Source organism: Mycolicibacterium houstonense, from assembly GCF_900078665.2.
In the GTDB taxonomy this organism is placed as follows: domain Bacteria; phylum Actinomycetota; class Actinomycetes; order Mycobacteriales; family Mycobacteriaceae; genus Mycobacterium; species Mycobacterium houstonense.
On the sequence record NZ_LT546207.1, the window covers coordinates 5435892 to 5448750 of the forward strand.

Below are 12859 nucleotides of genomic sequence, written 5' to 3' on the forward strand. Positions count from 1 at the left end.
GGTGCTCGGCGCCTCGGCGGGTCAGCTCATCGAGGTCGATCGAGATCGACGGCGGGAAGGAGAACCAGGCGAACGTGCCGGTTCCGCTGTCGCGCACCATGTTCGGCGGGTGCAGCTGTACGCCCCACAGGTCGAGCGCGGCCCGCCAGGCCACCAGCTCGGCGTCGGTCGGTACGCGGCCGCTCATGCCGGCCAGATCTCGGCCAGATAGGAGGTCGGGCGCACCACGAGCCGCGCGGTCCGTGGCCCGTCGTCGGACTGGCCGGCCACAGGCGTCGGTGCGAGCACATGGCCGAACACGTCAGCGTCGATCTGCCAGCGCTGGGTGCCGATGTTCACCGTCCACCGGCCCGGTCCGCAGGCCACCGGATCAGTAGGGGGATGCTGCCACACGCCGCCGAGTCCGGTGAAACCGCCGACCCGCGCGATCAATTCACCCGGCCGGTGCAGCGGCCAGTAGAACCGGTCCACCGCCTGACCGTTGGTGAACGGGACGACGGCGTCGACCGGAAGACTCAGCACCCGGGCGGCCAGATCGATGGGCAGCCGCTCCAGCCGGGCCAGTGCGTCGGTCCGGATCCCCAGCACCCCGGCCCGCCAGGCGGCCACCGTGGCGACGTCGACCATGGCCTCGGGTGCTGCCGTAATGCCGCTCAGCGCATGGCGGTAGCGGTGTGGATCACCGCCGAACCGGGCGACGTTGTCGACCGAGGTCGCCAGGTCGAGTCCGGGCACCGCGGGCAGCTCGGCCGATGCGGGCGCATCGAGGTTGACCCGGTGATACGCCCGGGCGGTCACCCGCGGTTCTCCAGCCAGTGCAGATAGTTCGAATACCGTTGGTAGAGATACTTCAGCGCGACCAGATCGTCGAAATCGCGGCCGTAGATCTTGCCGATGCCCGAGATCGCCGAGATGCGGGCCTCGATCGTGGTGAGGCGTCGCGTTACCTCGAGCGCGCCCACACCGTCGAGGCCGCGGTCGAACTCGGCGAGTAGCTCGGCCACCGGGTCTTCGTCCTCGCGGGCCAGGGCGACGAACTGGCGGCACGAGGTGTCGAACAGATCGGTCAGCCAGCTGGCGGGATCGGAGGCCAGTTCCCGGTCGGCGCCGGTATCGAACCGGGGGTGGGCGGAATTCGGTAACAGCTTGCCGCGCAAGGCGAACGGCACCATGGCCCGGACGTCCTCGAGGGTGACGGTGTCGTTGCCGCGGAACCAGGCCAGCGCCTTGGCGTAGAGCACCAGGTTCTGCAGCGAGCGCACCGACACCCCGTTGACGGTCTGCGAGCCGAGGTCCACCTGAAGGTCCGCGCCCGAGTTGGCGTCGATGACCTGTTCCACCTCGAGGCCGGCGGTGGCCACCACATCCTTGGTCCGGTATTCGAAGCGACGGCCACCGTGCTGGACGAACTCGAAGTGGCTGATGAAGAACTCCAGGCGGCGGCGAACCTCGGTGGGCACCGGGATGGCCCGGATCGCGGCGACCATCGCGGTCTGTTCGGCGGCGGTGAACACCAGCTCGGCAGGCACGTTGTCCTCGGGGCGGTCCCCGGCCTCGACCCGGCTCACCAGTTCGTCGAGGAACCGGCTGTTGAACCCGAACGCCTGCACCGTCACATCGATGCGGTCGCGCAGGGCCTGGATCACCGGGAAGGTGCCGCCACCGCCGTCGTCGTTCGCGGTGAAAAACCAGCTCTGCACGCCGTGTTCGGGCGCGGTGACGTGCATCTGGTCGTGGCTTTCGACATATCCCTCGGCGACCATGGTCAGCAGCGCGGACTGGGTCTTGGTCGGAATCCGGTTGTACTCGTCGACGATCTTGACCGGTGCGGTGAGCCAGCTCTTCCACGCGATGGTGATCTCGGCCAGGCTGCCGGCCTGTACCAGATCCCGCGGCAGCGGAATCCCCACCAGGTCACCCACGGTCAATTGGGGCTGGCCCTGTTGCACGTGGCGTCGCACGTCGGCCGGTGCGGATCCGGCCAGCACCCCCATCAGCACGGCCAGGGTGGTCTTGCCGCGCCCCGGACCGCCGATCAGCAGACACCGGCCGCCGACCGCGAAAGTCAGCAGCGGCACAAGGACATTGGAGGAGTAGGCGGGCTGCTTCGGCAGGCTCAGGGTGGCGCCGGCATCACCGAGCGGGAAGCTGACGGTGGTGTCCGAGCCGAATTCGACGTCGTAGAACGGCGAGATGACGGCCTTGTTGATCAGCCAGAAGTAGGCGCGGCGCAGCTTCTCGTCGAGGGTGATCGGCGCCGCGGCCGGCGGCGTGAACAGGTCGGCGGCGGTGAGACCGTCGGCCGGCGCGTGGTGCACGGGCAAGGTCGGCGATTGGGACACCGCGCTCCACCTGGTCGTCATCTGCCCCCCTTCGGGCTCATGCTAACTGTCTGCGGCCGGCCCTCAGCTCAGCTCCACCACGACCGGGGCGTGATCGCTCGGGGCGGTGGTGCCCTTCTTGGGACGTCGCTCGTCCTTGACGATCTCGGCGTGCGTGACGCGTGAGGCCAGGCCGGGGGAGCCGAGGATGAAGTCGATGCGCATGCCTCGACGCTTCTGGAACGCCAGCTGCGTGTAGTCCCAGTAGGTGTAGATTCCCGGCCCTTCCGTGAAAGGCCGCACCACATCGGTGAATTTGGCGTCGTGCATGGCCTGGAACGCGGCCCGTTCGGGTTCGGACACGTGCGTGCTCCCATTGAAGGCGGCCATGTCCCAGACGTCTTCGTCCTTGGGGGCGATGTTCCAGTCGCCGACGAGGGCGATCGGCTGCTCCGGATCGGCCTGCAGCCATCCCGCTGCGGTATCCCGCAGGGCGGCAAGCCAATCCAGCTTGTAGGCGTAGTGCGGATCGGCCAGCGTGCGGCCGTTGGGCACGTACAGGCTCCACACCCGCACCCCGCCGCAGGTGGCGCCGAGGGCACGGGCCTCGGCGGTGGCCTCCTCCTCGGGTTTGCTGCTCCAGGTCGGCTGACCGGCGAAACCGATCTCGATGTCGTCCAGGCCCACCCGCGATGCGATGGCCACGCCGTTCCACTGGTTGAGCCCGATGTGGGCCACCTCGTAACCCAGCGCCACGAAAGGCAGCATCGGGAACTGCTCGTCGGTGCACTTGGTTTCCTGCATGGCCAGCACGTCGACGTCGGCACGCTCCAGCCAGTCCACCACCCGGTCGACACGGGTTCGGATCGAGTTGACGTTCCAGGTGGCCAGGCGCATGGGTGTAGAGAGTACGGGTCAGCGAGAGGCGAGAAGTTCCTCGGCCGCGACATAGCGGGTGTGGTGGTGCAGCCGGAAACCCAGTGAGGTGTAGAGCGCGACGGCATCGTGGTTGTCCATCTCGACCTGGACGTAGGCCTGCTGCGCGCCCGCCTCGGCGCCCCAGCGCAGCAGCGCCTCGCATACCGCGCGGGCATGACCCTGTCGGCGGTGATCGGGGGACACCCGCACCGACGAGATGCCAAGCCAGGCCGTGCCGTCGGGAGCCGTCGTCACCGCGCCGCGGCNGGCCGCAGCCCGGACCACACGTCCTGCTCGTCCAGTCCCTCGGCGAACCAGTTCGCCAGTTCATCAGCCATGTGTCACTGCCCGCCGGTACCTCGTGATGTGCGCGGCCAGCCGTGCGCAGACGGCAGGCGCGTCGGTCATGGTGTCCAGATAGTCGACGGCATAGCCGGCTTCGGCGGCCGGGCCGGCCACCGAGCGGGACCGGTCCTGGACCAGCAGGGTGGCGGTGTCGAGTTGGCCACGCACCTTGGCCGCCACTCCGGCGTACTCGTCCTGACCGGCCCCGAACATCGATGCCAGCCCGTCATCGGACAGCACCACGAGGTGGCGCAGCTGATCGCGCGCCCGCTCACCGGACGGGTACCGGGAGGCCAGCAGGTCCAGCGGGAACACGGTGCCGCCGGAGAAGAAGGTGGTCAGTTGCCGCACGATCTCCAGCCGGTCGCGGGTGTACACGCTGTCCCCGGCCACCTGGCCACGTCCCGACCATGACGTGACCCGCACCCGTCCACCGCCTTTGAGCACCGACAGGGCCAGGATCATGCCGGCCAGCACAGCCGGTGAGCCTCGATCGGGCTTCGGCATCGACCCCGAGGAATCGATGTACAGATCCAGTGTCACCGCTTCGGTGGTGGCGACCGCGTCGTCGGGCAGTTGGGTGCGTCGCCGCGTCGTCACACCGGGGATCACCGCCGGGTTCACGGCGAGAGTCGCAGGCCAGTCCAGTTCGGTCGCGTCGTCACCGAGCTCCCAGGTCTCCAGTGGTCCCGGAATTCCCTGTTCCGCCGCGCCGCGACCGGTTTGCCGCAGTGGGCGGACCCATGGCCGGGCCTGCGCCTCGTACCACGCGAGCATGACGGCGTTCGGATCGGCACCGGCGAACAGGTCCAAAGTCTCTGCGACACCGTAACTCTGGCCCGAACCCAGGTCTTGGGGCGGCTCACCGATGGCGGCTGCCGAGGGATGCGTCGGGGTCTCGCTGAGTCGCGGATCGGCCAGCACCTGAGCCAGTTCGGCCGCGGTGGCCGGCGGACCGCCGTGTTCGGCGCAGCCACCGTCGGGCAGGCCGGACGCCTCGGGAATCATCGATTCCAGTACCAGGTAGGGCGCCAGCACCATGCCGAAGGTCAGGGCGCCGCCCACCGGGTCGGCCCCGAAGGTGCGGACGGCCTGGGCCACGTACTCGGCGTCGGTGACGGGGTACACCGGCTGACTGGACAACAGTTCGTCCTGGATGGCCTGCACCCGCATAGCTGCCGCCCGGTGGGCCCGTTCCTTTTCGCGCAGATCCTCGCGGACCATCGACACGTCGATCGTGGCGGGATCGACGTGCTGGCGGGCTCGCGCCGATGTCCGCACCGCCTCCGATAGGGCCGGGGGATCGTTGGGGCACAACGTGTTCGACGGCAACGACCACAGCAACTCGTAAGCCCGCATGAGCACCCACCAGGCCGCGTTGGTCACCGGCTCGCGGGCGGTCAGCGTTCGCCACAACGTGATCATGTCCGGCTCGGCGCCGGGTATCAGCCTGCGCTGCATCCGGACCACCCGATCGTTGATGATCAGGTCCGACCACAGATTGGACAGCATCCGCGCTGTGGCGGCGACGGGAAGGGCCCGGCGCGGATCGCTCGCCACTATCGCCCGAGCCATCTGTTGCAGCAGCTTGAACGACACGATGCGGGTGCTGGGGGACAGCACGTGATGGCCGATCTCGTGGGCGAAGACGCTGGCCAGGTGGTGCTCGGCGCCTCGGCGGGTCAGCTCATCGAGGTCGATCGAGATCGACGGCGGGAAGGAGAACCAGGCGAACGTGCCGGTTCCGCTGTCGCGCACCATGTTCGGCGGGTGCAGCTGTACGCCCCACAGGTCGAGCGCGGCCCGCCAGGCCACCAGCTCGGCGTCGGTCGGTACGCGGCCGCTCATGCCGGCCAGATCTCGGCCAGATAGGAGGTCGGGCGCACCACGNTCGACGAGCTCGCCGTCCTTGGTGCGGATCAGCACCGACGGAGTGAGCTGCTCCAGGTGCCCGATGACGTCGGTCAGCGGTTTGGCCGCCCCGGCCGGCAGCCGGTAGCGCAGGCTGACCCGCGACCCGAGTGCGGGGAGCTCAGACATCGGCGATCGGCATCAGTGCCCGAACGGGTCGGGAACCTCGCCGGGCATCCAGGACAGGCCGGGAACGCCCCAGCCGTTGCGCTTGACGGTCTTCTTGGCGGCCCGGGCGTAACGGCCCACGAGCCGGTCGATGTAGAGGAACCCGTCGAGGTGCCCGGTCTCGTGCTGCAGCATCCGGGCAAACAGATCGGTGCCCTCGAGAGTGATGGGCGAACCGTCGGCGTCCAGGCCGGTGACCCGGGCCCAATCGGCCCGTCCGGTCGGGAAATTCTCGCCCGGCACGGACAGGCAGCCTTCCTCGTCATCGTCGGGATCGGGCATCGTCTCGGGGACGTCCGAGGTCTCCAGCACCGGGTTGATGACCACCCCCCGCTTACGGGTGCGGCTGTTGCGCGTCTCGGCGCAGTCGTAGACGAACAGCCGCTTGCTCACGCCGATCTGGTTGGCGGCCAAGCCAACCCCGTTGGCGGCGTCCATGGTCTCGAACATGGTCTGGATGAGTTCGGGGAGGTCTGCGGGAAGTGAACCGTCCGGGCCGACCGGCACCGGCTCGGTCGGCGTGTGCAGAACGGGATCCCCGACGATGCAAATCGGTACGACGGCCATGGGGGAAGCTTAAGTGGGCAAGGCTTGCCACCCGACTCGCGGGCTTATGTGTCACCGAGACCCAGCAAGCCGTGGTTGAATAATCGCCGAACCACAGCGATGTTATTTCTCAAGTGTCGGAAGGGTCCAGGGAGCAATATGGACGGCGCCATGGCGCGGACTGAGCAATCCGGGGACGACTCTGACCTGAGCGATGGGCTCACCCGCCGCGAGCACGACATTTTGGCCTTCGAACGCCAATGGTGGAAGTACGCGGGGAGCAAGGAAGACGCGATCAAAGAGCTGTTCTCGATGTCGGCGACGCGTTACTACCAGGTGCTCAACGCTCTGGTCGACCGTCCCGAGGCGCTGGCCGCCGATCCGATGCTGGTCAAGCGCCTGCGCCGGATGCGTGCGAGCCGGCAAAAGGCCCGGGCCGCGCGGCGGCTCGGCTTCGATATCACTACCTAACGGTCTTCCCGCACGCGAGGAGGACAAATGGCCGGAGTGAGGGATCGGGCGGTTCGCTCGATACAGTGGTGACGATGAATCAGCGAGACTCCTCCGGGCTGCCCCTGCGCGCCATGGTCATGGTGCTGTTGTTCCTCGGGGTGGTGTTCCTGCTGGTCGGGTTCCAGGCGCTCGGCTCCGACGACGACTCGGCAGACCAGTCGCCCGTCGCCACGACGTCGGCGACCGCCACCACGACGAAGACCTCGGCGAAGGCCGAACCCGCCCCCGAGGCCAAGGCCGACGTGCGCGTGTACAACGTCTCCGATGTCGCCGGTGCCGCCGAGACCACGGCCAACCGGCTGCGTGAGGCGCGCTGGAACGTGACCGAGACCGGCAACCTGACCATGGAAGGCGTGGCGGGCACCACGGTGTTCTTCGGCGAGGCTCCGGGCGAGAAGGAAGCAGCCGAAGCCGTGGGCAAGCTGCTGCAGGCACCCGTCGAACCGCGACGCCCCGAACTCGGCGAGCAACCACCGGGCGTGATCGTAGTAGTCACCGGTTAGGCTTTGGGCATGCTCAAGCCCGTCAGTGTTGCCGTCCTGTTCGCTGCCCCCGTCGTCGCGCTGAGCGCCTGCAGCCCGCCCGGTGAAGTGCCGTCCGACGTGCCCGGCACCACGCCGTCGGTCTGGACCGGTTCGCCCTCGCCTTCCGCCGCTCCCGGTGAGCACGGCGGCGGCCACGGCTCGCCGGCCACCAGCGGCGGAGAGACCCTCACCGCAGATCTCAAGACCGCCGACGGCACCTCGGTGGCGACCGCCGACATCCAGTTCGCCGACGGCTTCGCCACCGTGACGGTCGAGACCACCGCCCCCGGCCGCCTGGCCCCCGGGTTCCACGGTCTGCACATCCACTCCGTCGGCAAGTGCGAGGCCAACTCCGTGGCCCCGACCGGCGGCGCGCCCGGCGACTTCAACTCCGCCGGCGGCCACTTCCAGGTGCCCGGGCACACCGGGCATCCCTCCAGCGGTGACCTGAGCTCGCTGCAGATCCGTTCCGACGGCTCGGGCAAGCTGGTGACCACCACCGACGCCTTCACCGCCGAGGATCTGCAGGCCGGCGCGAAGACCGCGATCATCATCCACGAGAAGTCGGACAACTTCGCCAACATCCCGCCGGAGAAGTACCAGCAGGTCAACGGGACCCCGGGTCCCGACCAGGCCACGATGGCCACCGGTGACGCGGGCGGCCGGGTGGCGTGCGGTGTCATCGGCGCAGGCTGACAGCCGCATCGATTTCGCCGGGTCACCCCGGCCAACTGTCGGCGTCGAATGGGAGTTCGCTCTCGTCGACGCCGACAGTCGTGATCTGAGCAACGGTGCCGCCGAGGTCATCGCCGAGATCGGCGAGAACCCCCACGTCCACAAGGAGCTGCTGCGCAACACGATCGAACTCGTCACCGGCATCTGCGACAACACCGGTGAGGCGATGGACGACCTGCGCAGCACCCTTGGCACCGTTCGCAAGATCGTGCACGACCGCGGCATGGAGCTGTTCTGCGCCGGCACCCATCCGTTCGCGAAATGGTCGGCGCAACAACTCACCGACGCGCCCCGCTACGCCGAGCTGATCAAGCGCACCCAGTGGTGGGGCAGGCAGATGCTGATCTGGGGCGTGCACGTGCACGTCGGCGTTTCCTCGGCGCACAAGGTGATGCCGATCATCTCCTCGCTGCTCAACCAGTACCCGCACCTGCTGGCGCTGTCGGCCTCGTCACCGTATTGGGACGGCGAGGACACCGGGTACGCCAGCAACCGGGCGATGATGTTCCAGCAGCTGCCCACGGCCGGTCTGCCGTTCCAGTTCCAGACCTGGCCGGAGTTCGAGGGTTTCGTCCACGACCAGAAGAAGACCGGCATCATCGACCATCTCAACGAGATTCGTTGGGACATCCGGCCTTCACCACACCTCGGCACGGTCGAGGTACGCATCTTCGACGGAGTGTCGAATGTGCGTGAGCTCGGCGCACTGGTCGCGCTGACCCACTGCCTGATCGTCGACCTGGACCGTCGCCTCGACGCCGGCGAGCAGTTGCCCACCATGCCGCCCTGGCATGTCCAGGAGAACAAGTGGCGCGCCGCCCGTTACGGGTTGGATGCGGTGATCATCCTCGACGCGGACAGCAACGAGCGGTTGGTCACCGAGGACCTCGATGAGTTGCTGAATCATCTTGAGCCGGTTGCCAAGTCACTGGGTTGCGCCGACGAGCTGGCTGCGGTGACCGACATCTACCGCGGCGGCGGTTCGTATCAGCGGCAGCGCCGGGTGGCCGAGGAGAACGACGGCGACCTCCGCGAAGTCGTGGACGCGCTGGTCGGCGAACTCGAGCTGTAGCTGCTCAGACCACCCGGATCGCGCTGGTATCGCCCCGCGGGTGAATTGCCTTGTAGTGCACCGTGACATCGGGCCAGGCCTGCATCTCGGTGACACCGTCCAGGCCACGGATGCTGTCGTCGAGCACCGCAAGCAGACCCTCCGCGCTCGCGGTCACCACCTCGGCCAGGACATCCCACCGTCCGGCGGTCAGCGCCACGTACGACACCGCGTCCACGCGGGTCAGCGCCTCGGCGACCTTCTGTGCGCCCGAGCGGCCGTCGGTCCGCAGGGCCACCCAACTGCAGTGCCGGTAGCCGAGCCGCAGCGGATTCGCGATGCACATCACCCGGGCCGCCCCGGAATCCACCATCCGGCCGTACCGGGAGCGGATCGTCGTCTCGGACAAGCCGAGCGCAGAAGCGAAGTCGCGGAAGGCGGCGCGGCCGTCGACCGCCAGCCGGGTGAGAATGGCCCGGTCGGTGTCGTCCAGCGGACGCGGCCGCACGCCACCGCCGGCGAGCTGACCCGACAGCCGGGCCTGTTGATAGTGCAGCCGCAGATATGGAAGCAGTTCGACCGAGCCGACCCCGGGCCGCGACGCGATCGTGCCGAACGCCACGTCGTGCAGCTCGCGGGCATCGGTGCAGACCAGTTCCAGCACCACTCCGAACGGCCCCGTCGTCGCCGTCACGTAGTCGGCTTCGGGCAGCAGGGCCAGCTCGGCGGCCAGATCGACCGGAGTGCGTGCCCCGTCGACGGTCAGCAGCGCCAGGCCCAGTGCGCCGAAGCCGAGCACGGCAGGATCGGTGACCGCTGCGATGGTGATGTAGCCCTCGCTCAACAGCCGCGAAACCCGGCGGCGCGCAGCCTTTTCCGTGATGTCGGCCCGGCGGCCCAGCTCCGCGTAGGGGATCCGGCCGTCGGCCTGCAGTAGTTCGATCAGGTGGCGGTCGACCGGGTCGAGATCGGCGTAGCCCGGATCGGACAGCAACGTGCGGGGTGCCTCAAGCTCCGCTGACGGTGGCATCACCTGAGGTTACCGGGTGCGGATGCCCCTGCTCGATTGACCAAACGGAAGACGAGGACGATCCTGGCCCCATGACGGTCTCACCGATGTTTCCGCTCGAAGTGGCGATGCTGCCCGGTCAGGAACTGCCGCTGCGGATCTTCGAACCCCGTTACGTGGCAATGGTGGGCGACTGCATGGCCATGCCGGAGCCGTCTTTCGGGGTGGTGCTGATATCGGCCGGGCGCGAGGTGGGCGGTGGCGACCGGCGTTGCGACGTCGGGGCGCGGGCCTCGATCGTGGATTGCCAGGAGTTCGGGGTCAGCAAGTACCGGCTGCTGTGCGTGATGGGGGAGCGCATCCGGGTGCGGCACTGGCTCGACGACGCCCCGTATCCGCGAGCCGAGATCGAGCCATGGCCCGACGACCCGGACAGCCCGGCCGATCCGGCCCGCATCCGCGACATCGAAGACCGGATGGTCGCGCTGCTCGACCGGATCGGCGAGGCGCGCGGTACACCGATTCGCAGCCGCGAGATCGTGGAGTCCGCCGGCGTCGACCCGGAGAACCGCTTGTACGCCTTGGCGTCCCGGTTGCCCATCGGGCCGGCCGACCGCTACTCGCTGCTGTCCGCGCCGTCGGAGGCGGCCCGCGTCGAAGTGCTCAGCGAAGCCCTCGACACGGTCGCCGCAATGGTGGAGTTCCAGCTGTCGGAATGAGCGCCGGCGCAGGGCTATTCGGTCAGAACACCTTCGACGAATTCGGTGGGCATGGTGCCGCCGGTGATCTCGGCGGGCATCGAGCGGTGGTAACGCGCCATCAGGTCATCGGCGGGCAGTGCCGCCACCTCCCAGCAATGCTGGCCCAGCCACTCGGTGACATCGGCGCGGTCCTCGATGAACCACAGGGCCTCCGGGTCGGGCATCTCGTCACCGCTCTCGGCTGCCTCGGCGCGCATCTGGGCGATCTGCTCACGGCGGCGGGCCAGGTTCTCCTCAGAGAAGAAGCCCTCACCGAAGGCCTCGACCGCGATCCGGCTGTCCCGCGCCGACAGTTCGGTGATGCGCTCGAACAGTAGATCTTGCGCCTCGGCCGGCAGGTAGGGCAGTAAACCCTCGACCGACCATGCCGTCGGCTCGGTGGGATCGAAACCCGCCTCCCGCAATGCTTCCGGCCAATCGTGTCGCAGATCGACCGGGACGGCGACGTGCCGGGCCTTGGGGGCGACCCGGTGGGCCGCCAGCACCTCGGCCTTGAACTGCAGCACCTGCGGCTGGTCGATCTCGAACACGACAGTGTCGTGGATCCACGGCAGCCGCCAGGCCCGGGCATCGAGGCCGGCCGCCAGGATCACCGCTTGGCGGATACCGGCCGCGCCCGCGGCGACGAAGAACTCGTCGAACCACTTGGTCCGGGACGCGGCGTAATTGCCGATGGCACGGATCCGCTCGGCCATCGCGCCGGTGGGTGGGCGCCAGCCCCGCTCCGCGGCGGCGTCGAGGAACAACTGTGCACACGGGTCGGTGAACAACGGGGATTCGGCAGTGGTTTCGTTGGCGCGAGCCAGCGCCACCCCGAGTGCGGTTTCGCCCACGCTCTCGGTGATGTCCCAGCTGTCGTCGCTAGTTCTGGCCATCGTTGCCAGTATCCCCGAACTCGGCCATCTCGTCCCGGGTCAGCAGATCGTCGCGGATGTTCTGCTCGCGATAGGCCAGCTGCCCGACGCGGTTGGCCACCACCGGTGCGGTGATCAACGTGAACAGGCCCGTGAGGATCACCATGCCGATGTCGGCGTGTCCGCGCAGCCGGATCGCCGCACCGGCCAGCACCAGCAGCAGGCCGAGCACCTGAGGCTTGGTGGCCGCATGCATCCGCGACAACGTGTCGGGGAAGCGAACCACGCCGATCGCGGCCGTCAGCGCCAGCGTGGACCCGCTGAGAATCAGCACCGCGGTGATGATGTCGAGTACGTTCATCGCGGCCCCCGCCGGGAGCGCAGCCGCGGACGCGGGTCGTCGGTGTCGGGCACACGGAACCGGGCCACGCTCACCGAGCCGACGAAACTGATCAACGCCAGCGCGGTCAGGCTGTAGGTGACCGTGGTGTCGAGGCTGAACGCCGCCCACGTGCCGATACCGCACATGGTTACGGCGATCAGAGTGTCCAGCGACACCAGGCGGTCCAGTGTGCTGGGCCCGGCCAGCACACGGAACATGGTGATCGTGGCGGCCGCGGTCAGCATCACCGCGGCGATGATCCACACGATGGTCATGCGTGCCCCGCCTCCCGCTCGGCCGACGGCCGCCAATCGCTCTCCCGCTCAAAGGCCGCCACCAGCAGACGCTCCACCTGTTCGACCTGACGGTAGAACCGCTGCACCGTGGCGTCCGAGCCGACGTCGATCAGGTGGACATAGAGGATGCGGCGGGCCTGGTCGATCTCGAGCACGATCGATCCGGGGATCAGGTTGAAGATGTTGACGGCCAGGGCCAGCACCAGATCGGACTTCAATGCGGGCAGATTGGCGCGCAGCACCGCCACCAGCGGCGGCGGGCCGGGGCGAATCGCCATCCAGGCCACCTGAACTGACGACAGCACCAGGTAATAGCCCACGAGCGCAACGAGTTTCAGCAGCGAGATCGGGTGCAGGCGGCCTTCGACCGGCACCGAGGGCAGCGGCAGCAGCACGGTGATGAGCACCGCGACGGCCAGGCCGCTGACCATGTTGGCGACCGTGATCTGGCCCCACAGCAGAACCCAGACCATCATCAGGAAGCACAGCAGCCAGACCCGCAGCGCGACGTGTCTCATCTGCGGT

16 protein-coding genes are annotated in these 12859 nt (G+C 68.4%); 5 read left to right on the forward strand and 11 right to left on the reverse strand.

From position 1 onward, the window contains the following. Positions 1-183: 183 nt before the first annotated feature. The 6 genes from BN4332_RS27400 to BN4332_RS27425 form a co-directional block, all read right to left on the reverse strand. On the reverse strand, positions 184-798 hold the full coding sequence (locus BN4332_RS27400) for a hypothetical protein (protein ID WP_066902623.1): 615 nt from the start codon (positions 796-798) through the stop codon (positions 184-186). Continuing rightward, positions 795-2363, reverse strand: coding sequence for an AAA family ATPase (locus BN4332_RS27405; RefSeq protein ID WP_066902625.1), 1569 nt, complete (start codon positions 2361-2363; stop codon positions 795-797). Before BN4332_RS27405 ends, BN4332_RS27400 begins: the two co-directional genes overlap by 4 nt. A 42-nt stretch (positions 2364-2405) precedes the next feature. After that, positions 2406-3218, reverse strand: coding sequence for an exodeoxyribonuclease III (locus BN4332_RS27410; protein ID WP_066902627.1), 813 nt, complete (start codon positions 3216-3218; stop codon positions 2406-2408). 18 nt (positions 3219-3236) lie between these two features. Continuing rightward, positions 3237-3557: a GNAT family N-acetyltransferase gene (locus BN4332_RS27415; RefSeq protein ID WP_435405212.1), complete on the reverse strand. Its 321-nt coding sequence runs from the start codon at positions 3555-3557 to the stop codon at positions 3237-3239. 12 nt (positions 3558-3569) lie between these two features. Then, positions 3570-5624 carry a putative acetyltransferase gene (locus BN4332_RS35650; RefSeq protein WP_066902632.1) on the reverse strand — a complete coding sequence of 685 codons (2055 nt, stop codon included), beginning with the start codon at positions 5622-5624 and terminating at the stop codon, positions 3570-3572. A gap of 12 nt (positions 5625-5636) precedes the next feature. Further along, complete coding sequence (locus tag BN4332_RS27425) at positions 5637-6230, reverse strand: peptide deformylase (RefSeq protein WP_066902634.1); 594 nt, start codon at positions 6228-6230, stop codon at positions 5637-5639. 138 nt (positions 6231-6368) lie between these two features. Here BN4332_RS27425 and napA point away from each other — a divergent pair, with 138 nt between their 5' ends. The 4 genes from napA to BN4332_RS27445 all read left to right on the forward strand — a co-directional run bounded on the left by napA (position 6369) and on the right by BN4332_RS27445 (position 9053). Next, entirely contained in the window at positions 6369-6680 is a 312-nt protein-coding gene (gene napA, locus BN4332_RS27430; protein ID WP_029110770.1) for a nucleoid-associated protein NapA, read from the forward strand. Between the two features lie 74 nt (positions 6681-6754). Next, positions 6755-7225, forward strand: coding sequence for a LytR C-terminal domain-containing protein (locus tag BN4332_RS27435; protein ID WP_066902719.1), 471 nt, complete (start codon positions 6755-6757; stop codon positions 7223-7225). 9 nt (positions 7226-7234) lie between these two features. Next, positions 7235-7942 (forward strand): superoxide dismutase[Cu-Zn], encoded by a 708-nt coding sequence (gene sodC / locus BN4332_RS27440; RefSeq protein WP_066902636.1) that lies wholly within the window; start codon positions 7235-7237, stop codon positions 7940-7942. Further along, a complete protein-coding gene (locus tag BN4332_RS27445; protein WP_066902721.1) occupies positions 7923-9053 on the forward strand; it encodes a glutamate--cysteine ligase in 1131 nt (376 codons plus the stop codon). Before sodC ends, BN4332_RS27445 begins: the two co-directional genes overlap by 20 nt. Before the next feature lie 4 nt (positions 9054-9057). Here BN4332_RS27445 and BN4332_RS27450 read toward each other — a convergent pair whose 3' ends face one another. Next, complete coding sequence (locus BN4332_RS27450) at positions 9058-10062, reverse strand: Lrp/AsnC family transcriptional regulator (protein WP_066902638.1); 1005 nt, start codon at positions 10060-10062, stop codon at positions 9058-9060. A gap of 71 nt (positions 10063-10133) precedes the next feature. Between BN4332_RS27450 and BN4332_RS27455 the strand changes: the two genes are divergently transcribed. Next, positions 10134-10760, forward strand: coding sequence for an LON peptidase substrate-binding domain-containing protein (locus tag BN4332_RS27455; RefSeq protein WP_066902640.1), 627 nt, complete (start codon positions 10134-10136; stop codon positions 10758-10760). Between the two features lie 14 nt (positions 10761-10774). Here BN4332_RS27455 and BN4332_RS27460 read toward each other — a convergent pair whose 3' ends face one another. From BN4332_RS27460 to BN4332_RS27475, 4 genes are read right to left on the reverse strand one after another with little or no spacing between them, the layout of a single operon-like run. Then, positions 10775-11677: an SAM-dependent methyltransferase gene (locus BN4332_RS27460; RefSeq protein ID WP_066902642.1), complete on the reverse strand. Its 903-nt coding sequence runs from the start codon at positions 11675-11677 to the stop codon at positions 10775-10777. Beyond that, positions 11664-12017: a monovalent cation/H(+) antiporter subunit G gene (gene mnhG / locus BN4332_RS27465; protein ID WP_066902644.1), complete on the reverse strand. Its 354-nt coding sequence runs from the start codon at positions 12015-12017 to the stop codon at positions 11664-11666. Before mnhG ends, BN4332_RS27460 begins: the two co-directional genes overlap by 14 nt. After that, positions 12014-12313: a monovalent cation/H+ antiporter complex subunit F gene (locus BN4332_RS27470; protein ID WP_066902646.1), complete on the reverse strand. Its 300-nt coding sequence runs from the start codon at positions 12311-12313 to the stop codon at positions 12014-12016. The genes mnhG and BN4332_RS27470 overlap by 4 nt, the downstream gene beginning before the upstream one ends. Beyond that, positions 12310-12852 (reverse strand): Na+/H+ antiporter subunit E, encoded by a 543-nt coding sequence (locus tag BN4332_RS27475; RefSeq protein WP_084459432.1) that lies wholly within the window; start codon positions 12850-12852, stop codon positions 12310-12312. The genes BN4332_RS27470 and BN4332_RS27475 overlap by 4 nt, the downstream gene beginning before the upstream one ends. Positions 12853-12859 lie beyond the last annotated feature (7 nt).